The organism is Actinomadura luzonensis, assembly GCF_022664455.2.
GTDB classification, from domain to species: Bacteria; Actinomycetota; Actinomycetes; order Streptosporangiales; family Streptosporangiaceae; genus Nonomuraea; species Nonomuraea luzonensis.
This window is the reverse complement of the sequence record NZ_JAKRKC020000002.1, coordinates 193143-212238: the sequence shown is the minus strand read 5'-3', so window position 1 is coordinate 212238 and position 19096 is coordinate 193143. Positions and strand designations below refer to the sequence as shown.

Here is a 19096-nt window from a genome sequence, read left to right as displayed (position 1 = left end):
GCCTGGGGATCGAGAAACAATGTGGCCGCAACCGGCCATGCCGGCTTCGCGGAAAGTCGCCGGATATGGCTACGGGAGGTGGTCGGTGTCCGGGATGAACCGCGGCTTCACCCGCTGGCCGTCAGCCCGAGCCGCACCACCATCGTGCTGGCCCGGTCGCGCAGCTCGTCGACCGTGGTCAGCAGCACGTGCCCCGCCGAACGACCCCACGGGTCCTGGTCCGGCGGGGGGCTGTCGAGCGTCTCCGCCGTCATCACTCGTGAGTGGGCCATTCCTCGGCCAGGAGCGCGTATGAGAGACCGTCGAGCCATCCCTTGGTGCGGTGGAGCGAGTCTCTCACCGTGTGCTGTTCGCGGCGCATCCCGACCCGCTCCATCAGCCGCCACGAGGGTTCGTTGTCGTAGAAGCAGTCCGCGTGCACGCGGCGCAGGCCAAGGCTCCTGAAGGAGATGTCGATGAGGGCGCGTACCGCTTCGGTGGCGTAGCCTTTACCGCCGTAGGAGGGATCGAGCGTCCACCCGAGCTCTCCTTGGACGCCTTCCGCCTGGTCAGCGACCTCCTCCTGGGCCCAGCCGTTCTGGATTCGCAGGGTCAGGTCGCCGATCACCCGGCCGTCCAGTTCGACGATGAGCAGGTCCGCGAGCCGCTCCTCGCGGAGGAAACGCTCACGGTAGTCGTCATAGGTCTTCGTGGCGGCCGTGATCCATTCGTGAGTCTCCGGCAGTTGCCGGAAGACCCAGGTGGCGTCCAGATCGTCGGGGGCGGCCCGGCGCAACAGCAGCCGCTCGGTGTGAATCGGCCAGTCCAGCGTGTCAAGAGGGTGACGCATGGGCCCTCATACTGACAGCGGGCTGTGGTGATATCCAAACAAATTACTGCGGGCGACGTCTCCGGCAACGACGCGGCGTTCCCCCGCAGGAACCGCTCGAGCAGGACCAGCAGACGCCGTCCGTCCCGCAACCCGCGCCACTGGCCGGGTTCGGATCCTGGTGAGATCGGTGCTGGGCCGGCTCGATGTGGCGCGCTTCGGGCTGGTGTGACGTGCCGGAACGCTATGGGGCGTGGTCCACGGCTCGTCCCCAGCGGCGCTGTTTCTCGCTGAGGGTGCGGGCGGGGTCGCGAGGCCCGGAAGCGGATCGTATCCCGGGTGACGTCCAGGGCGGGGGAACCGGCCGTCGAGGAGCGCGGCGGCCTGATGCGCTCCCATGTCCTGGACCGCCTTGATGACTGTCCTGGGAAGAGGTCGTCTTCGATGAGCGGCAGCGTTGGGGCGTGCCGCGGACTGCGGGAGCGGGACGCCGCCGGGACCCTCTAAGATCCACTGACGGCACATGCCTTCTGGTGCCGTTCACGTGGCCTGAAGACACCACCGGAGAGCCCTCGATCGGGCCCGCGGGACGGAGATGCGGAGGCGACGACGGTGACCGTTGTGGTGCCCGGGTTCGGCGATGAGGGGCGTAGCGGTGTCTATCCGGGCGGCGGCGTGACCGGCCGGCCTTCGGTCGCGTGGCGCGCGGTAACCGGGGCGGCGGTCCTGGCCGCGCCGGTGCTGGCGGACGACATGCTCTACGCCGTCGATGTCCGGGGAGCCCTGCACGCCTTCGACGCCATGGACGGCACCCCCCGCTGGCGGGCCGACGGGCTCGACGAGGAGTGGGACTACCTCGGCCCGGTGTTCACCTCGGCGCCCGCGGTCTGGGGCGACCTGCTGTTCCTTCCCGATCGCGACTACGAGGGCTGCGTCTTCGTCCGTGACCGGTTGACCGGCGCGTTGCTGCGCCGTATCAAGGGCGGTGCCGGGTGCTGCACGATCGCGGGCGACGTTGTGTTGCTCGCCGACCTGAACGGCGGCGTCCGTGCGCTGGATCTGCCGGAGCTCACGCCGCGCTGGCACAGCACACGTTGGACCGGGCTGATCGAGGCTGATCCTGCCGTTTCCGCCGCCGGCTCGGCGTACGCGGCTCTGGGTTTCGAAGGTCATCACACGCACAGCGGTGTCGTCGCCTTCGACGTGCGATCCGGAACGGGGATCTTCGAGGTCGGCGACGACCAGGACGGTCAGTGTCCGCTGAGAACAGAGATCCTCTCCGCCAGGAACGACGAGGACGACGAGGACGACGAGGGGCCAAGCGATTGGGTGTTGTTCGGCCAGGCACACCCCGCGGTGGCCGAAGGCCTGGTCTGGATGCCGGTGCGCAGGGAGCACTCCGACGATGGCTTTCATCCCGAGCCGTGGACCAGCGCCGAGGTGGTCGGCCTCGACCCGGCCACAGGTCAGCAGCGCTGGTTGTTTCAGCTCGATCCCCACCGGCGGTCAGAGATCAGCGGGGCCATCGCGGTCGCCGACGGCCGCATCTTCTTCATCGCCGTGCAGGGCGGCCCCGTCCGAACAGAGGCGGAGCCGACCTTCGACGCCATGCTGTATGCCGTGGACATCGCCACCGCCGCACCGGCATGGAAGATCCAGCTGCCGGCGCTCCCGGTGGGCTCGCCGGTGCTGGCCGACGGGCTGATCTACCTGGCGGCACGAGACGGCACCCTAGCCACTTACCAGGCGCTCACCGGCCGGCTCGGCTGGGAGTCGCACCTCGGCGAGGAGATCGTCGGCGGTCAATACGAGCTCACCGAGTACCTGGGGGCGGACTACGCGGAGGAAGGCCTCCCCGTCCTCCCCGCCAACGGAATGATCTACGTGCGCACCCGCACCGGCATCACCGCGCTGCGATGAGCGCTCGGCACGCCCACCCGCCGGCGGGTGACGGCGAACGTCCTCACTGGCCCGGCCCTTCCGCTGAGACGGCGATCTCGGCGCGGGAGCTCCGGCCGCTCAGCGGGATACGCGCTGACCACCGTCAACGAGCTCCGCGGCCGCGGAGTACGAGCTGGAGCTGCCAAACAGAAGAACGGCCGCCCCGCGCGGGCGGGACGGCCGAGACCTTGGGGATCAGGCGGTGCGCTTGGCCCAGAAGTGCACGCCGATCTGCTGGAACAACGACAGCGGCGCCTGCGAGGAGGCGCTCTGTCCCAGGTGGCGGAGCGTCGCGACGTTCTTGGTGGGCAGCGTGCCGCCGGGCCCGGCCACCGCGGTCGGGTGGAACCACTTCTGGTTGTCGGAGTTGTCGCAGACGGCGACCGTGACCTCCACCGTGTTCTTCGCGTTCAGGCAGAGCGCGGGCCCGCCGTTCTCCAGGCTGGCCCGCAGGGTGTAGATGAAGGCCGGCTGGCCGCCGCCCGACGACACCGTGGCCGTCTGCGCCCACTGGCCGAACTTGCTGTTGGTGTCCGGCCGCAGCGCCACGCTGGCGCCGTTGACGTTCCCGAACGCGGTCATGACGAGATGGGCGCTGTTGCCCCGGTACTCCAGCTCCTTGTAGACGACGTCGGCATGGGCAGGCGAGGCGACAGCGGCGCCGATCCCGGCTACCGTCGCGGCGAGTGCGGCGGCGTACCGCAGTTTTCGTGATGCGGACATGTCAGGTTCCCCCCGATGAGATGACCGGGGTCCACCGGCCGGTGGACCTCGAGCAGTACACACCGGGGCGGGCGCCCGCTTCCGCGTCCGAGTACGCGCTCCCCCGGTAACGCCGGGCACACGCGGCTCAGCGGGTGGACCCGCGGATCACCCGCTCGAACGACGTACCGGCCGGTGGCGCGCACGCCGTTGGCCCGCGCGGCAGGGGCCGCTATGCGGACAGGCGATCCAGCCATTCCGTCAGTAGCTGCTGTTCGGCGTGGCTGAGCACGTTCTGGTCGGGCAGGGCGGCGCGCAGGGCTCGGGCGGCGCCGGCCGGGCCTGGCTCCTGCACGGCCGCTTCCTGGGTGGTGACTGCGGTGACCATCGCTTCGCGCAGCGCGAGGAGGAGGGCGCGGTCACGTTGGGGCTCGGGCAGGGACAGCCACGTCAGGACGGCGCCGCGTGCGGTGGCGTGGACGATCTGGGCCGCGAGGTGCTCCTCGACGCGCAGCAAGCCGGCGAGGGCCAGGCGGCGGATGCGCTCCATGAGGTGTGCGAGGCCGGCTCGGAAAGCGACGGCGGACCTGGCGGGCTCGGCGTACATCAGCGCGTACAGCGCGGGGTTGGCGAGTCCGAACTCGACCGCGGCATCCCAGCTGACGCGTAGTTCCTTGATCGGGTCCTGCGGGTCCGGGTCAAGGTTCTTGGCGGCCAGGAACCGGACGAAGCCGTGTTCGGCCACCGCGTCGAGCAGTCCCTCCTTGTCGCTGAACAGCCGGTACAGGGCCGGTGGTTGCAGCCCGGCGGCGTCGGCGACCGCGCGGGTGGTGACCGCGTCGCGGCCGCCGCGCTCCAGCAGGTCGATCGCGACGTCGATGATCCGGCGGCGGGTCTGCTCGCGCGCTGTGACGCTGGGCTCCGCAGCAATGCCTGCAGGGTTCGGGTCAGCCACCTATCGATGATAACGCCTACCGCATAGCGCTGATCGTATCACCGTAAACATCGTTCTATTGACATCGATAATATCGGTGATAACGTTCGGGCGTTGTCATCGGAAACAGCTATCTGAGGGAGCGTCAGCATGTCCGACCGTCTGCGGATCATCGGAGTCGAAGAGACCGTCGTCGTACCTGCCGTCCACGAGGCGTACCAGCGAGCCGGATCACCGCGGATCCCCGCCCGCGGCTTCGGCGACAGCCCGATCGCCAAGAGCCTGCGCGAGACCGGTGAGCAGCGGCTGGCCCACATGGACGACCAGGGCATCGACGTCGCCGTACTGTCCCTGTCCTCACCCGGCGTGCAGGACCTGCCCGAGGCCGAGGCGATCACGGTGGCCCGCGAGGCCAACGACCAGCTCGCGGAGATCGTCGCCTCGCGCCCCGACCGTTTCCAGGCGTTCGCCGCGATCCCCACCCAGTCGCCGGCCGCGGCCGCCGCCGAGCTGGAGCGGGCGGTGCGCGAGCTGGGCTTCCCCGGCGCCATGCTGTACGGCCGCACCGGGGACAAACTGGCCGACCACCCCGACAACGACGAGCTGTACGCCACCGCCGAGCGGCTCGGTGTGCCACTGCACTTCCACCCGCAGATGCCGGTCAAGCCGGTGATCGACGCCTACTACTCCGGCATCGGCCCGATCGGCACGGCGCTGGCCGGGGCGGCGATCGGCTGGTACTACGACCTGGGCATCCAGTACCTGCGGATGATCTTCTCAGGCGTCTTCGACCGGTTCCCCGACCTCCAGGTGATCGCCGGGCACTGGGGCGAGGTCGTCATGTTCTACCTCGACCACGCCGGATTCTTCGCCCAGGCCGGCGGCCTGCAGCGGCCGCTCGCCGACTACTTCAGGCAGAACTTCTGGGTCGCCGGCAGCGGCACCAACAGCCCACGCTACCTGCGCTGGACCGCCGAGGTCATGGGCACCGACCGGATGCTGTACTCCACCGACTACCCCTTCACCTACGGTTTCCGGCCCGGCGGTTTCCCCTATGTCGACACCAGCAACGGTGCCGCCCGCTCCTTCCTGGAGGACGCGCCCTTCACCGACGGGCAGAAGGCCGACATCGCCCACCGCAACTGGGAACGCCTCACCGCCCGCACGCCCCGCCGCCCGGCGTCCTCCCCCGGGTAACGGTCCGCCGCGCACAACCACGCACGACGCGACCCGCACGAGGAACGCCAGGTCCGCCTGACCGCCCAGCACATCCCGTCATCTGGGGTTCCCAAGCGAGCGAGCTGGTCAGCCACTTGCCTTGAAGGCCGGCGAGCCATGTAGGCAGGCGCCCGCTCATCGAACCGTGGCCGAGGGCGGCGCCTCCGGGCAGCGGACCCCGTCGGCCGGAACCGACTGCGAGATCAGGTACCGGTAGATCGCGCCGGCGGTGCACGCGCTCCGGCCGTACACGCCGTGCCCCGAGCCCTCGTACGTGAGCACGCGCGCCTCGGCACCGATCTGCTCGGCCGTGCTGAGCGTCCACAGGTAGCCGGTGGCGGGGTCGTGCAGCGAGGAGGCCAGCAGGATGGGCGGGGTGGCGTCCACCCGCAGGCGGTGCTGCGGGTTGGGAACAGGCGCGGGCCGGCCCAGGCAACCGGCGATCCGGCCCAGCGCGGGCGGGCTGTACCTCATGTCCCTGGCGAGCGGCTCCTGCCGGCGCAGGAGCGAGGCGTACTCCGCGTAGTCGGCGACCGGCAGGTGGAAGTCCTGGCAGAACACCGGCGTGCTGACCTTCACCTCCTCGTCGTTAGCGGCGCTCGCCGCCGGGCCCGGGCCTCCCGCGTCGATGGCCGCCAGCGTCTCGGCGAGTTCCGCCCAGTTGGGGTTGTAGAGTCCGGCGAACGCCGTGTCCACCAGCTCGTAGGCGTCCAGCGCCACGTCCGGCAGGCCCGGCTGGTGAAGCTCCCCGCGGTCGGCCCGATCGAGAAGCCCCTTCCAGAACGCCCGGATGTCCCTGCCGTGCAACGCGCACGACGCTGTCGCCGCACACCAGGCGACGAACCGGTCGAAGGCCCCTGCCGTCTGGGCGGCCGTGGTGTTCAGGTAGCTCGCGGTGTTCACGCTGTGGTCGAAGTTCGAGTCGAGCGCGATCGCCCTGACCTTGCCGGGAAAACGCTCGGCGTAGGCCTGGCCGATCAGGGTGCCGTGTGAGACGCCGTAGTAGGTGAGCTGGTCGTCGCCCAGCGCCGCCCGGAGAGCTTCCACGTCACGCGCGACGTCGAGCGAGCTCACGTGGTCGTACAGCGGTCCGGTGCGGGCCCGGCAGTCCTGTCGCAGCCGCTGGTTGAACGACACCCAGGCGTCCATGTCCGTCTGGTTGTCGATGAGGGGGTGTGGACGTTCCCGCAGCAGTGCCGCCGAGCAGATCACCGGGTGGCTGCGTCCTACCCCACGTGGGTCGAACCCGACGAGGTCGAAGCGGCCGCGCAGCTCGACGCTGAAGTAGTCGCTGCCGTGCACCACGAAGTCGACACCGGAGCCGCCCGGCCCGCCGGGGTTGACGACCAGGGAGCCGACCCGGGCGGCCGGGTCGGCGGCCTTGCGGCGGGCCACCGCCACGTCGACGGTGGCGCCGCCGGGGGTGTCCCAGTCGACGGGCACCTTCAGCGTGCCGCATTCGGCGGTCGTGTCCCCGGGGCATGCCGCCCAGACGATCGTCTGCGGAGCAGTGCCGGCACTGGCGACGCCTCCCGGGAGCAAGCTGATGGTCAGGGACGAGACGACTGCGAGCAAGATGTGACTCTTCATACGATCCTTCGTGGTCGGGATGAGACGCGATCCGGTGACTTCAAGATCATGCGACCACCCGCCTAACCCTGGCATAACCGTCGCCCGGGCACGCGAAGCCACGTCAAGTTATTGGATGAGCACAAAAAGTGACACTGGTGTGACGGCGCAAGCTCTACCCGCCCTCCCTCAGTAGGTGGAGTGTGGGTCTTCCGACCAGCCAGGGGCGGCGCCGGCGCCCGGTTTCGGGGGGAGACGAGAGGAACACGTTCATGATCCATCGTTCGCTCGCCGCGCTGGCCGCCGCGATCACCCTGGTGGCCGCCTCCGCCACGACCGCCCTACCTGCACACGGCCTGGCCACGCTCGTGGCCTGCCCGCTGGGCACGCAGACCGTCACCTGGTCGCCCGGCCTGACCTACGTTCCCCAGCCCACCAGTTTGCACATCGAGGGGATCTTGGCCAGTTGCGTCTCCGCCACCGACCCCGCCCTCAACAACGCCACCTTCGTCATCAACGGCAGCGGCACCGGCAGCTGCCTGACCTCCAGCTTCCCCAACGCCACCATGGTGGTCGACTGGAACGACGGGCCCGACAGCGTCATCACCTACGACCTGACGGTCAACATCAAGCCCGCCGGAGAAACCGTGTTCGTCTCGGTGGGCCAGGTCGACAGCGGCCAGTTCGCCGGTGGCGACGTCGTCCGCACCACCGCCGAGGTGACGCTTGACCTCGCCGCGTGCCTCACCACCGGCCTCAACAGCTCGTCCGGACCCACCTCACTCACCGTCACGGGCTGACGGCCCGGTCGGCAATGCGCGAAGGAACGCCATGAGATCTCGGTCGATCGCCGCCGCGGCCCTGCTCGTCGCCGGCCTGCTCGCCCCAGTCACCGCGGCCCCGTCCGCGCACGCCGCCGTCGTGGATGTCACGTGTCCTACGGGGACGCAGTACAGCACCTACGACCCGGGCCTGACCTACACCGCCCGCACGACGACGTTCACCGCGCAGGGATCACTGGCCCCCTGCGTCTCCTCCAGCCATCCGCAGATCGTGGGGGCCACCTTCACCGCGGCGGGCACGGGCACGGCCAGCTGCACCACTGCCTCGTTCGCGGACCGCAGCGTCTACACCTGGAACACCGGGCAGCAGAGCGTGGTGGAGGGCACCCTGGCCATCAACATCAAGCCCGACGGCCAGACCGTCCTGGTACGCGTCGGCACCGTGGTCGGCGGCCTGTTCGAAGGTGCCACCGTCGTCCAGACCAAGGTCCTTCCCGCCCTGGACCTGCTGGCCTGCCTCACCCCCCAGGGCCTGACCTCCGACAGCGGAGCCCTGAGCCTCACCGTCACTCTCTAGACGGATGAGTCCAAGGGGTGCGGCCGCCGTGTCGTTCCAGGTCAAACTGCCCTTGAAGGTCTGATTGATCGTCTCGGTGCTCTGCCGCAGCGGCTTGAGAAATGCGCGCCGGCTCGCGTTCGAACGCGCGACCGTATCACTGCGCACACCAGATGCAGGCGCAGTCCCCAGAAACATCGAGGACGGGAGGCGCAGTAGCCGTACTCGGCCCACCCGGCCAACCGGCTGCGCCGCGCGGTTTCCAGCGAGCGTCCGCACCCTCAGCACCGCCGGCGTCTCCAACCCGGCGTCACCAACCCGGCGCCACTGATCCGGGGCGCGATCCCCGCCCGCAGCCGCCACGGCGCCATTCCGGCGCACTCTTCAGCAGATCATCGACCCTCACATAGAGTGCGGGTGCGAAGGTGTCGAACTCTTTCGTCACACATCGAGCATGGGCACCCTCGCCCTGTCCCCGCAGCTGCGCCTTGGGCTCATCCATCCAGGCGCTGACATGTGGGACGCAGCCGGAAGGGATCCGATCATCAGCAGCGACTTCGCCTCTCCGCCGGAGCAGCGGTCACGCCCGACGCGCCGCCGCGTCACCGAAGCGGCCGTCCTGGGCGCCCACCATCAGAGCCCGGCCGACATCGCCCGATGGACCTGCCCGCACGGGCGGCATGCCGGCCATGGCTGCGTCGCCTGCTACCACGCCTGCGCCGGCACCGATCCGGCGCATCCGCAATGGGAGGTCGCGGCGTGGTTCACCACCGAGCGGCCGATCCCCATCAGGGCACTGCAGGACGCGCACCGCCACGACCGCGGCCTCACACTGACCCAACCCTCGACACCCCTGGTCTACCTCCTGAGCGCGCGCGTGAGAGCCGCCCTGGGCGTGGAGGCGGTGGCGGGAGTGGTGGGGTTCCTGGTGCAGAACCGGCACATCGTCGACGCGTTCACTGTGACGGAGATCCGCGCCGTCCACTCCTGAGCGCCCCCGCCGGGTGCCTGTACAGACGGTGCTGCTGGAGGTCACCGAGAACCCGGACGGGCCCTTTCATGTCGCCGCTCGAGGCGGAGGTGATCGAGGGCTTCGTGCGGCCGTGCGTCCCTGAGCACGACCGACGCAGGTCGGCTGACGTCTCGTATCGTCTCGGGGGCGTCGCTCGTCCCGTCCTGGACTCCTGCACGGGCCCCGACGGGACGCTTCAAGCCGGCGAGCTCACCAGCGCTTCCCGCCTGGGAACCGCGGCGTAGCCGATCGCCAGGGCAGCCAGGCTCAGGACCGCGCCGGCCAGGCCGAGCCATCGCAGCCCGTCCGCCGCCACCAGGCCGCCTCCCAGCGCCGATCCGGCCGCGATCCCGATGTTGAACGCGCACACGTTCACCGACACCGCCAGGGTGGGCGCCCGCCCGGCGTGCCGCAGTACCAGGCTCTGCAGCACGGGGGTGGCGGCCGAGGTCAGCACTCCCAGCACCAGCACCGCCGCCACGGCGGGCCCGGCCCACGGCACCGCGAACGAAAAGACGGCCAGCACCACGGCCAGCCCGGCGAACGTGCCCCGCACGGTAGCACCCAGCGACCGATCCGCCAGCCGCCCCGCGACCAGCCCTCCGGCCAGGCTGCCCGCACCGTACACGAGCAGCAGTGTCGACACCGCCGTGGCTCCGAAGCCGGTGATCCTGGTCAGCGTCGGCGCCAGGTAGGTGAAGACGGTCGAGGTCGCCGCCAGCCCGACGGCCGTCGTCGCGATGACCACCAGAACCCGCCGCCCCAGCACGGTGGCGACCTCGTCCCGCACGCTCGTGACCGGCGCCTCCTGCCGGGGCAGGACGGCGGCGAGCACCCCGGTCACGGCCAGCGCCAGCCCCGCCAGCACCGCGGTTTCGGGGGGGTTGGTCAGCGGCGGGTCGTAGCTGTCGTGGTGGGAGCCGACCGGGCAGCTGATGTCGGCCAGGGCGGCTGCGGAGGCAGCCGGGGCGGTGATCAGACTCGCGCAGACCAGGGCGAACAGTGCGGCGAGTGCGGCGAGGACTCTGCGGGCAGATGGCGGGAGTTCCTTTCTGCGCATGGTTGGGGATCATCCTCGGATCGCTTTTGAGCCAGGAGGGACGGCCTCGTGGGGATGGGGACGGTGAGCCTCGGAGGTCAGGCTTCGGACGAACGGGGCGAACGGCTGCCGATGGCCGGCTCGCCGAATCTCATCGTGCTCATCTCGCCGCTGTAGTCCTGGGCAGCACAGCCGTGCTCACCCTGGCGCGTTCTCTCGCTTTTGTATCCGTCCAACTCCTTGAAGTGAGTGCATCTCGGATTTTCCGCTTCACGGAGATGAGTTGGCGCGCGCCGTACCCGACGTCACGTCTTGCCTTCGGGCGCTACGCCGTTCAGCCCCTGGCCCCCTGCTGGGCGTCCTTGTCCTGGTGTTGCCCGGCCGGCCGGAGAGGGGGACGCGGTGGCCTGGGCGGCGGCGGGCGGGCTGCTGCTGTCCAGCGGGTGCGGACCGGCGAAGGGATGGACGTGCTCTCGTTGCGCGTCGCCGGTTTACCGGCCGCAACGGGGGCAGAGGAGAGGGTGCCGGTGGTGAGGCGTTGAGGATGCGCTGCGGGGTGTCACGGGATCCGGGCCTGCTGGAGGTCTCATGGATCGTCCTGCCCCGGCGTGGTTCGCCGGCAGCGCGGATGGGCTTCGCGCCCTGGACAGCCTCGTCGATCTGGTGCTCGCGACCGTGCGGGCGGGGCTGGCCGACCATGACGGTCCGCTGCCGGCGGGAGGCCCTCGCGAGGTGCGGCGGCGGAGCCGACCGTTCAGCGAGTCGATCCTGCCGGACCGCGGCATGGGTGATGCGGCCGCTCTGGAGCCGCTGGCCCGCGCGTTCGCTGCGGGCAGCGTGGATCTGACGCATCCGTCCACCGCGGCCTTCCTGCAGTGTCCCGCCCTGACCGTGGCCGCCGCCGCCGACCTGGTGGTCAGCGCCCTGAACCAGTCGGTGGACGTGTGGGACAGCGGCCCGTTCGCGATGGAGCTGGAAGAGGCGGTCATGGCCGAGATCCGCGACCTGCTCGGCCTGCCCGAGGGCGCGGCGGGGGTGACCACTCCCGGCGGTTCGCTCGCCAACCTGCTGGCCGTGATCGTCGCCCGCGACGTGGCGGGAGCGCGGCTGGCCGGGGCCGACATCGTGGACGGCGGGCTCGCCGGCGTGCCGGGAAGATTGCGCGTCGTGTGCTCTGGCGAGTCGCACGTCAGCGTACGCCGGGCGGTGGCGGCCGCGGGCCTGGGCGACCGGAGCACGATCGTGGTACCCGCTGACGCCCGCGGGGTGATGCGCGCCGAGGCGGTGGAGCGCAAGCTGGCCGGACTGACCGGCGATGCGGCGTTCCTGCTGATTGCCAACGCCGGCACCACCGACGTGGGCGCGATCGACGAGCTGCCGCGGCTGGCCCGGCTGGCTGCCGCCCGCGGCATGTGGTTTCACGTGGACGCGGCCTACGGAGGGGGCATGCTGATGTCGCGGCGGCTGCGTCCGTTGTTCGCCGGCATCGAGCTGGCCGACTCGGTCACCGTCGACCTGCACAAGATGGCCTGGCAGCCGGCCTCGGCGAGCGTCTTGATGCTGCGCAGGCAGGCCGACTTCGCGCCGCTGCACCGGGAGGCGCCCTATCTCAACCCGGCCGACGACGCCGAGGCCGGATTGCCCCACCGGCTCGGCCGCACGCTGGAGACGACGCGCAGGGCCGACGTGCTGAAGATCGCCGCCGCGTTCCGGGCGCTGGGCCGGGACGGCCTGAGCGACCTCGTGGACCGTTGCCACGAGCTGGCCTGCTACGCGGCCGAGCGAATCGAGGCCGACGACCGGCTGCAGCTCGCGGCCCCGGTCACGCTCACCCGGGTGGTGTTCCGGTATCTGCCGCGCCACCCCGCTCGCCGTGATGACGTCAACGCGGCTCTGCGCAGGAGGCTGCTGGCGCGGGGCCGTGCGGTGCTGGGCCGCACCGTCCGCCGATCGGAGGAGGGCGAGGCGGTCTACCTGAAGCTCACGATGATCAATCCGCTGGCGACGGAGAGCGACGTGGACGAGCTCCTCGACGCCGTCCTCGCCGCAGGGCGGGAGGAGGAGCGCGATGCCTGACCGGCCGCACGCCGATCTCGTCGCGCTGCGGGCTCGTCGCGGCGACCGGCTCGCCACGCTCTTGCGCGAGCTCGATCTGGATCACGTGCTGCTGTCCGGGGCCGACCACATCAGGTACGCCACCGACTACCGCACCCAGCTGGTCAGCGAGGCGTTCGACTGGTATGCCGCGATCGTGGATGCGGACGGCGAGGCGGAGGTGTTCGTCCCGTACGTGGAGGACGAACTGCCGCGTCCCGACGAGGGGCTGCCGCACGTGCGTGCGGTGCACCCGCTGCCGTCCTGGGCGCCGGCGGCCTGCCACCCCCGGCAATGGCTGACGGCCGTCGGTGGCGTGCTGGCGCGGCGGGGCGCGCGGCGCGTCGGCTACGAGGGCCTGGACGTGGTGCTGCGCGACGGGCTGGCGGAGCGCGGGCTGCTGCTGCGGCCGGTGGGCCGGGAACTGTTCCAGATGCGGGAGATCAAGGACGAGATCGAGGTCGAACTGCTGGCCGCCACCTGCCGGGCCAACGAAGCCGCGCTGCGACGGGCGGTCGAGACGGCCGGGGCCGGGATGAGCGATCACGACCTGCTCGCCGTCGCGGCCCATGATCAGCATGCCGCCGGGGTGGAGTTCCTCACCCACGGGGTCTGCAACGTGCGCAAGAGCAGCGGCGGCTGGTTCGCCGACGGAGCTCGGCTTCGGGAAGGGGAGCCGTTCTTCCTCGACATCGGCTGTTACGGACGCGGCGGCTACGCCTCCGACCTGTGCAGGACCGGCTTCGTCGGCGATGTGCCGGACGCGGTGCGCCACGCGTACGCCTGCCTGCTCGAAGCCCACCTGGCCGGGCAGGACAGCGCCCGGCCGGGCGTGCGGGCCTCTGCCGTGCACGAGGCGATCAACGCGTGCCTGCACGGTCATCGCCTGCCACACACCCCCTACGCCACCGGCCACGGCGTGGGGTTGCGCATCTGCGAGCTGCCCACCATCTACCGGCGCGACCGGATGGACGAGGACGCCGTGATCCGCGCCGGTCAGGTGCTGGCCATCGAGCCGGAGACCACGGTGGAGGTGAACGGCCTGCCCTTGGTGCTGAAGGTGGAGGACAACTTCCTCGTCGAACCCAGCGGGCTGCGGCCGCTCAGCGCCACCGCGCCCGCTCTGAGCTGACAGCCGCGGTGAGCGCGTTACTCGCCCTGGCAGCCGCGATCGCCTACGGGCTGTGCGATTTCGCGGGCGGACTGGCAAGCCGCGGCTCGCACCCGGTGCGGGTCCTGCTGCTCGCTCAGCTCGCCGCCGCCGCCCTGCTGGGTGCGCTCGTCCTGGTGTCGCCCGGCAGCCCGGAGACGGGGGACGTGGTGGCCGGAGCGGCGGCGGGAGCGCTGGCGACTGCGGGCGGGCTGCTGCTGTGGGCCGGGCTGGCCCGCGGCCCCATGAAGGTCGCCGCCCCGGTCAGCGCCTTGTTCGTGGCCGGGGTGCCGCTGGCAGCCGGGCTGCTGCGCGGCGAGCGCCCGGGCACTCTCGCACTGGCCGGCGCGCTGCTCGCGCTGGTGGCCATCGTCCTGGTGTCCAGGCCGGGCGGAGCCGGCGCGGCGACGGCCGGTACGGGACGGGCCCTCGCCATGGCGGTCGCGGCGGGCACCGCGTTCGGCCTGTTCTTCGTGGTGCTGCCGCTGGCTCACCCGCGGTCCGGGTTCGTGCCGCTGCTGGTGTGCTACCTCACCTCCGCGGTGATCATGACGGCTGCGCTGTCGGTGCTGCGGCCGGCCCGCGTCGCGGGCGGTGGGGTGCGGTTGCCGCTCACCGCCGGCGCGCTGGAGGCGATGGCGCACGTGTGCTACCTGCTGGCGGCCAGGGGCGGCCTGCTCAGCATCGTGGCGGTGCTCGCCTCCCTCTACCCGGCCGCCACCGTGCTGCTGGCCCGGCTGGTGCTGCGGGAACGGTTCAGCCGCGGCCAGCTCGCCGGGCTGGCCGCGGCCCTCGCCGCGCTGTGCGCGATGTCCCTGGCCGGGAGCAGGTGATCCGTCAGTTCACCTCGACGGTCAGCGGCGGGACGGAGTACAGGTTCGGCAGACCCGCCAGCGGCACGTCGGCGGACACGACGGGGGTGGCAGTGAGGTCGGCCCCGGACGGCGTCGTCGGCGGGACGGTCACCGTCCAGCTCACCGTGCGGAGCTGCCCGGCCGGCACCCGGCCGGACGTCACCCCGGCCTCGACCCCCTCGGCTGCGCCAGAAGCGGAAGGGCCAGGTGGCCGGCTCGCCCTGTTTGCACTCTTTGCGATGAATCAACTGCTTAGAGTGACAAAACTATGTCCAGCCGGACGGGTCGGAATCGGTCTGACCGGCGCATAGTAAAGGACTCTAAGTAACTTCAAAGGCGCACCGAGTAACAGTGCGTCAAGGGAGGGGCATCCATGCACGTTCTCACCCGGCTGCTGATGGCCGGCCTGATGGCCCTGGCCGGTCTCACCGCCCTGAGCGGCGGATCAGCCCACGCCGACTCGCCCCTGGCCGACTGCCCCGGCTACGCCCAGCAGAACTTCAACCCCGGCATGACACTGCTGCCCCAGAACATCACCTTCCACGCCGAAGGCGACTTCGGCCCCTGCCTGACCGCCACCCTCGACCCCGACCACGCCTTCGCCAGCTACCAAGCCGGCGGCAGCGGCACCCTGAGCTGCCTGGTCAGCCTCCCCGTGTCCGGCGTGACCGGCACCGTCGCCTGGAAGAGCACCAGCGGCAACAACACCGGCACCTCGCACTTCAGCGGCGGCATCTCCCTGACCGAGCGGCCCACCGGCCAGAACGTGGTCATCGTCGAGGCCGACATCACCTCGGGCCCGTTCACCGGCCGCAAACTCGTGTACGAGATCGCCCTGCTCAACACCGACCTGGCCGCCTGCGCCACCGCGAACGGACTCCAGAACGTCGCAGGCCCGGCCAACCTCACCGTCCTGCCGCTCTGAACCCCGGCAACGAGAGCTCATGGCAGGCGGAACGCGACGGACACTACCGAACGGAGACCATACATGTCCTGGCTCTCGCGCGCGCTTGCCCTTCCGCTGGCCGCCGTCCTGGGCGCCGTCCTGCTGGCTTCCACCCCCGCCTCCGCAGGGGTGCTGGACGTCGCCTGCACGCCACCCAGCAGTAACACCACCAGCTACTCCCCGCCGTTGACCCTGGCCGCACAACCGATCAGCTTCATCGCCTCCGTTCAACTCGGGCCGTGCGTCTCGCTCAGCACTCCGGCTTTGACCTCCGGGTCCTACACCGCCTCCGGCACATCCCCCTCATACTCCTGCCTGGACCTGCTCGGCTCCCGCGCTCAGTCCCTCACCATCACCTGGAACACCGGCCAGACCTCCACCATGTCCGGCAACCGCACCAGCAGCATCGCCGGAGCGGTGATCAACAGCACCTTCACCGGCACGGTCACCTCTGGGCTGTTCGTCGGCGACACGGTAGTCCAGAACGCCACCGCTCCGGCCACCGACATCACCCTGTGCACCGCAGGACTGGGCACCGTCAGCAGCGTCTACTCGACGGTCACCCTGGAGATCACCTCCGCGTGACCCACCCAGGCAACCCCGCCCGCGCACCAGTCCGCAAGGGACGACTCTGCCGCAGCCGGCTCAGAGCGACCTGGCCGAGTCCGTCCGGCACCCTCCTCACCCATCAACCCTCGTCGCACGGGAGGGACCCCTCCGTCACAACCAACGGCGGAAGATCCCCCGTACTGGCCTCAAGGAGTCCTCATGTCAAGGCATCGCATCCGCACCGCCGCCGCCGGAGCAATCATCCTGATCCTCGCCCTGCTGGGAAGCGCCACCCCGGCCTCGGCCGGCACATTGGACGTCACCTGCACCCCGCCCAGCAGCGTCGCCGTCACCTACGACCCACCCCTGACGGCATCCCCGCAGACCGTCACCTCGACCACGAACCAGCAGTACGGACCGTGCGTGTCGGCCAGCGTCCCCGGCCTCACCTCCGGCAGCCGCTTCACCGTCGTCACCTCCTCCGGCCTGTCCTGCCTGGAACTGCTGGCCGCCAGGCCCTTCGGGTTCACCATCACCTGGAACACCGGACAGACCTCGACCATCTCCGGCAACCTGGTCGCCAACCTCTCGGGCGGCGTGCTCACCGTCACCGTCACCGGCACCGTCACCTCCGGGCTGTTCGCCGGTGACACCGTGGTCCAGCAGCAGGTCGGCGCCGCCACCGACCTCACGCTGTGCACCCTCGGCCAGGGCACCGTCTCCAGCCACTACGGCCTGGTCACCCTGGAGATCACGTCCGTCTGACCTGGGGGTGGCTCGGAGGCGCGCGTCTCAGGCGGGGAAGGCGGTCACCTCCCGGTCGTGGTGGCGGTGCTTGACGATGGCGGCGATGAACTGGCCGGTGAAGCCGTCGCCCGCGGCGGAGTCGATCACGCCTTGGCGGCCGGGCAGGGCGGCGGCCCGCAGCAGCGCCTCCCCGTCCGGCAGCGCGCCGATGGCCTTGCCGTGCTTGAACGCCTCGCGCACGAACTGCACGGCGTAGCCGTTGCCGCACAGTTCCTCGCCGCCGGTGCACAGCACCGCGTCGTACAGCACCGAGGCGGCGGCGCTGACCTGTCTGTCGACGGCCAGGGTGCCGGCCATTCCCTCGTGCGGGGCGATCACGTGGCAGACCGCCTTGCCGCTCTCCAGCTCCTGCAGCACCGGGTACAGGGCGCCGGCGTCGGTGGAGTCGGCCGCCAGGATCGCGATCTTGCGGGTGGCCAGGCCGGCCGGCTGGTTGTCCTGGCTGAGCGCCGGTGAGCTCTTGCCGTGATTGCTGCCGCGGGCCGCCGGGGCGGGCAGGCCGATCCCGGCGGCGACGTGCGCGGCCAGCCCGGCATCGACGTTGGCGAGCCGGTCGACGACCTGTTCCTTGATGTAGCGGCGCTGCACGTGGCCGAGCTCGAACAGGAAGGCCTTGATGATGTGGTCCTTCTCCCAGGGGGCCATGCTGTTCCAGAACAGGGTGGCCTGGCTGTAGTGGTCGGCGAAGCTGGGGCTGCGCTTGCGGATCTTCTCGCCGTCGATGCGTTCGGTGTAGTGCTTGAACACGCCGTTCATGTCGCCGGCCAGGACGCCGGTGGCCGGGCACCCGCCGCTGATGGAGTTCTTGCTGTAGTTGGTGTGGCTGGTGTGGATCATGTGTTGGTGGAAGCCGTCGCGGTTGTCGTTGTGCACCGGCGCGAGGGGGCGGTTGATCGGGATCTGCTGGAAGTTCGGGCCGCCCAACCTGAGCAGCTGGGTGTCGAGGTAGGAGAAGTTGCGGCCCTGCAGCAGCGGGTCGTTGGTGAAGTCGATGCCGGGCACCACGTTGGCGGTGCAGAAGGCGACCTGCTCGGTCTCGGCGAAGAAGTTGTCGGGGTTGCGGTTGAGGGTCATCCTGCCGACCATCCGCAGCGGCACTTCCTCCTCCGGGATGAGCTTGGTGGGGTCGAGCAGGTCGAAGTCGAACTTGTGCTCGTCCTCCTCGGGCACCAGTTGCAGGCCCAGCTCCCACTCCGGGTAGGAGCCGGCCTCGATCGCCTCCCACAGGTCGCGCCGGTTGAAGTCGGGGTCGTTGCCCTGCACGCGCAGCACCTCGTCCCACACCAGCGAGTGGGCGCCGAGGGCGGGCCGCCAGTGGAACTTGACGAACGTGCCCTTGCCGTCGGCGTTGACCAGGCGGTAGGTGTGCACGCCGAAGCCGTCCATCATGCGGTAGCTGCGCGGGATGGACCGGTCCGACATCAGCCACATGATCGTGTGCATGGTCTCCGGCTGCAGCTGCACGAAGTCCCACAGCGTGTCGTGTGCGGACTGCGCCTGCGGGATCTCGTTGTGCGGCTCGGGCTTGACCGAGTGCACGAAATCGGCGAACTTGATCGCGTCCTGGACGAAGAACACCGGGAAGTTGTTGCCGACCAGGTCGTAGTTGCCCTGCCGGGTATAGAACTTGGTGGCGAACCCGCGTACGTCGCGGACCGTGTCGGCCGAGCCACGCGAGCCGCCCACGGTGGAGAACCGCACGAACACCGGCGTCTGCTGGGAGGGGTCGCACAGGAAGTCGGCGCAGGTGAACTCGGCCAGCGACTCATAGACCTGGAACACGCCGTGCGCGCCGGAGCCGCGCGCGTGCACCACCCGCTCCGGGATGCGCTCGTGGTCGAAACGCGTCACCTTCTCCCGGAAGTGGAAGTCCTCCAGGATCGTCGGGCCGCGCTCGCCGATCGACAGCGAGTTGTCGGTGTCCTCGACGCGCACGCCTTGATCGGTGGTGTAGCGGCTGTTGGTGTCATCGACCCGGTACTGGTCGAGCTGGCGCTGTTTGTCGCTGTTGTGGTCGGTCACAGGGTCCCCCGGTGTTGGACGACGGCTCAGGCCGGGGGGCCACGGCTCTCTTACCCGCACCTGTCCCGCCGCCAACCCGCTCGTGGCGGCACCGGCGGGGCGGGCAGGCAAAG

The 19096-nt window shown here is 70.5% G+C and carries 19 protein-coding genes and 2 pseudogenes; 11 read left to right on the top strand and 10 right to left on the bottom strand.

The window, feature by feature from the left end:
* Positions 1-107: 107 nt before the first annotated feature.
* Positions 108-254 carry a hypothetical protein gene (locus tag MF672_RS31135; protein ID WP_242371090.1) on the bottom strand — a complete coding sequence of 49 codons (147 nt, stop codon included), beginning with the start codon at positions 252-254 and terminating at the stop codon, positions 108-110.
* Complete coding sequence (locus tag MF672_RS31130) at positions 254-829, bottom strand: GNAT family N-acetyltransferase (protein ID WP_242371089.1); 576 nt, start codon at positions 827-829, stop codon at positions 254-256. The genes MF672_RS31135 and MF672_RS31130 overlap by 1 nt, the downstream gene beginning before the upstream one ends.
* A gap of 591 nt (positions 830-1420) precedes the next feature.
* Here MF672_RS31130 and MF672_RS31125 point away from each other — a divergent pair.
* On the top strand, positions 1421-2728 hold the full coding sequence (locus tag MF672_RS31125) for an outer membrane protein assembly factor BamB family protein (RefSeq protein WP_242371088.1): 1308 nt from the start codon (positions 1421-1423) through the stop codon (positions 2726-2728).
* 216 nt (positions 2729-2944) lie between these two features.
* Here MF672_RS31125 and MF672_RS31120 read toward each other — a convergent pair whose 3' ends face one another.
* Complete coding sequence (locus MF672_RS31120) at positions 2945-3472, bottom strand: ricin-type beta-trefoil lectin domain protein (RefSeq protein WP_242371087.1); 528 nt, start codon at positions 3470-3472, stop codon at positions 2945-2947.
* Positions 3473-3683: 211 nt separating this feature from the next.
* Positions 3684-4406 (bottom strand): TetR/AcrR family transcriptional regulator, encoded by a 723-nt coding sequence (locus tag MF672_RS31115; RefSeq protein ID WP_242371086.1) that lies wholly within the window; start codon positions 4404-4406, stop codon positions 3684-3686.
* A 129-nt stretch (positions 4407-4535) separates the two neighbouring features.
* Between MF672_RS31115 and MF672_RS31110 the strand changes: the two genes are divergently transcribed.
* Positions 4536-5582, top strand: a complete 1047-nt coding sequence (locus tag MF672_RS31110) for an amidohydrolase family protein (protein ID WP_242371085.1) — start codon at positions 4536-4538, stop codon at positions 5580-5582.
* A gap of 156 nt (positions 5583-5738) precedes the next feature.
* Here the strand turns inward: MF672_RS31110 and MF672_RS31105 are convergent, their stop codons facing one another.
* Positions 5739-7178 (bottom strand): alpha/beta hydrolase, encoded by a 1440-nt coding sequence (locus tag MF672_RS31105; protein WP_242371083.1) that lies wholly within the window; start codon positions 7176-7178, stop codon positions 5739-5741.
* 266 nt (positions 7179-7444) lie between these two features.
* On the opposite strand from MF672_RS31105, the gene MF672_RS31100 reads away from it, so the two are divergent.
* Positions 7445-7972 carry a hypothetical protein gene (locus MF672_RS31100; protein ID WP_242371081.1) on the top strand — a complete coding sequence of 176 codons (528 nt, stop codon included), beginning with the start codon at positions 7445-7447 and terminating at the stop codon, positions 7970-7972.
* A gap of 31 nt (positions 7973-8003) precedes the next feature.
* Positions 8004-8531, top strand: coding sequence for a hypothetical protein (locus MF672_RS31095; RefSeq protein ID WP_242371079.1), 528 nt, complete (start codon positions 8004-8006; stop codon positions 8529-8531).
* A 16-nt stretch (positions 8532-8547) separates the two neighbouring features.
* On the opposite strand, the pseudogene MF672_RS52460 reads toward MF672_RS31095, so the two are convergent.
* Positions 8548-8788 (bottom strand): annotated as a pseudogene (locus MF672_RS52460) (IS982 family transposase); the annotation flags it as partial.
* Positions 8789-8818: 30 nt separating this feature from the next.
* Positions 8819-8955, bottom strand: a pseudogene (locus MF672_RS52455) (IS982 family transposase); the annotation flags it as partial.
* A 9-nt stretch (positions 8956-8964) separates the two neighbouring features.
* Here MF672_RS52455 and MF672_RS31085 point away from each other — a divergent pair.
* Positions 8965-9501, top strand: coding sequence for a hypothetical protein (locus tag MF672_RS31085; RefSeq protein WP_242371077.1), 537 nt, complete (start codon positions 8965-8967; stop codon positions 9499-9501).
* Positions 9502-9718: 217 nt separating this feature from the next.
* Here the strand turns inward: MF672_RS31085 and MF672_RS31080 are convergent, their stop codons facing one another.
* Positions 9719-10582 (bottom strand): MFS transporter, encoded by an 864-nt coding sequence (locus MF672_RS31080; RefSeq protein ID WP_242371076.1) that lies wholly within the window; start codon positions 10580-10582, stop codon positions 9719-9721.
* Positions 10583-11149: 567 nt separating this feature from the next.
* Between MF672_RS31080 and MF672_RS31075 the strand changes: the two genes are divergently transcribed.
* Genes MF672_RS31075 through MF672_RS31065 form a run of 3 tightly spaced genes read left to right on the top strand, consistent with a single transcriptional unit; the run spans position 11150 to position 14638 of the window.
* The gene (locus tag MF672_RS31075) at positions 11150-12637 is read left to right on the top strand and encodes a pyridoxal phosphate-dependent decarboxylase family protein (RefSeq protein ID WP_242371074.1); all 1488 of its coding nucleotides are present in this window, start codon (positions 11150-11152) and stop codon (positions 12635-12637) included.
* Positions 12630-13787, top strand: coding sequence for a M24 family metallopeptidase (locus MF672_RS31070; RefSeq protein WP_242371072.1), 1158 nt, complete (start codon positions 12630-12632; stop codon positions 13785-13787). The genes MF672_RS31075 and MF672_RS31070 overlap by 8 nt, the downstream gene beginning before the upstream one ends.
* Positions 13788-13795: 8 nt before the next feature.
* On the top strand, positions 13796-14638 hold the full coding sequence (locus MF672_RS31065; RefSeq protein WP_242371070.1) for an EamA family transporter: 843 nt from the start codon (positions 13796-13798) through the stop codon (positions 14636-14638).
* A gap of 4 nt (positions 14639-14642) precedes the next feature.
* Here MF672_RS31065 and MF672_RS31060 read toward each other — a convergent pair whose 3' ends face one another.
* Entirely contained in the window at positions 14643-14822 is a 180-nt protein-coding gene (locus MF672_RS31060) for a hypothetical protein (protein ID WP_242371068.1), read from the bottom strand.
* Positions 14823-15032: 210 nt separating this feature from the next.
* On the opposite strand from MF672_RS31060, the gene MF672_RS31055 reads away from it, so the two are divergent.
* The 3 genes from MF672_RS31055 (at position 15033) to MF672_RS31045 (ending at position 16919) form a co-directional block, all read left to right on the top strand.
* Positions 15033-15584, top strand: coding sequence for a hypothetical protein (locus MF672_RS31055; RefSeq protein ID WP_242371067.1), 552 nt, complete (start codon positions 15033-15035; stop codon positions 15582-15584).
* Positions 15585-15647: 63 nt separating this feature from the next.
* Complete coding sequence (locus MF672_RS31050; RefSeq protein ID WP_242371065.1) at positions 15648-16190, top strand: hypothetical protein; 543 nt, start codon at positions 15648-15650, stop codon at positions 16188-16190.
* A 183-nt stretch (positions 16191-16373) separates the two neighbouring features.
* Positions 16374-16919, top strand: a complete 546-nt coding sequence (locus tag MF672_RS31045) for a hypothetical protein (protein ID WP_242371063.1) — start codon at positions 16374-16376, stop codon at positions 16917-16919.
* A 27-nt stretch (positions 16920-16946) separates the two neighbouring features.
* Here MF672_RS31045 and MF672_RS31040 read toward each other — a convergent pair whose 3' ends face one another.
* Entirely contained in the window at positions 16947-18983 is a 2037-nt protein-coding gene (locus tag MF672_RS31040) for a catalase (protein WP_242371062.1), read from the bottom strand.
* Between the last annotated feature and the right edge of the window lie 113 nt (positions 18984-19096).

Excerpts from the sequence above, each read along its gene's own strand:
- MF672_RS31135 (WP_242371090.1), bottom strand. The coding sequence starts at position 254 with ATGACGGCGGAGACGCTCGACAGCCCCCCGCCGGACCAGGACCCGTGG.
- MF672_RS31130 (WP_242371089.1), bottom strand. The coding sequence starts at position 829 with ATGCGTCACCCTCTTGACACGCTGGACTGGCCGATTCACACCGAGCGG.
- MF672_RS31120 (WP_242371087.1), bottom strand. The coding sequence starts at position 3,472 with ATGTCCGCATCACGAAAACTGCGGTACGCCGCCGCACTCGCCGCGACG.
- MF672_RS31110 (WP_242371085.1), top strand. The coding sequence starts at position 4,536 with ATGTCCGACCGTCTGCGGATCATCGGAGTCGAAGAGACCGTCGTCGTA.
- MF672_RS31100 (WP_242371081.1), top strand. The coding sequence starts at position 7,445 with ATGATCCATCGTTCGCTCGCCGCGCTGGCCGCCGCGATCACCCTGGTG.
- MF672_RS31095 (WP_242371079.1), top strand. The coding sequence starts at position 8,004 with ATGAGATCTCGGTCGATCGCCGCCGCGGCCCTGCTCGTCGCCGGCCTG.
- MF672_RS31085 (WP_242371077.1), top strand. The coding sequence starts at position 8,965 with ATGGGCACCCTCGCCCTGTCCCCGCAGCTGCGCCTTGGGCTCATCCAT.
- MF672_RS31080 (WP_242371076.1), bottom strand. The coding sequence starts at position 10,582 with ATGCGCAGAAAGGAACTCCCGCCATCTGCCCGCAGAGTCCTCGCCGCA.
- MF672_RS31075 (WP_242371074.1), top strand. The coding sequence starts at position 11,150 with ATGGATCGTCCTGCCCCGGCGTGGTTCGCCGGCAGCGCGGATGGGCTT.
- MF672_RS31070 (WP_242371072.1), top strand. The coding sequence starts at position 12,630 with ATGCCTGACCGGCCGCACGCCGATCTCGTCGCGCTGCGGGCTCGTCGC.
- MF672_RS31055 (WP_242371067.1), top strand. The coding sequence starts at position 15,033 with ATGCACGTTCTCACCCGGCTGCTGATGGCCGGCCTGATGGCCCTGGCC.
- MF672_RS31050 (WP_242371065.1), top strand. The coding sequence starts at position 15,648 with ATGTCCTGGCTCTCGCGCGCGCTTGCCCTTCCGCTGGCCGCCGTCCTG.
- MF672_RS31045 (WP_242371063.1), top strand. The coding sequence starts at position 16,374 with ATGTCAAGGCATCGCATCCGCACCGCCGCCGCCGGAGCAATCATCCTG.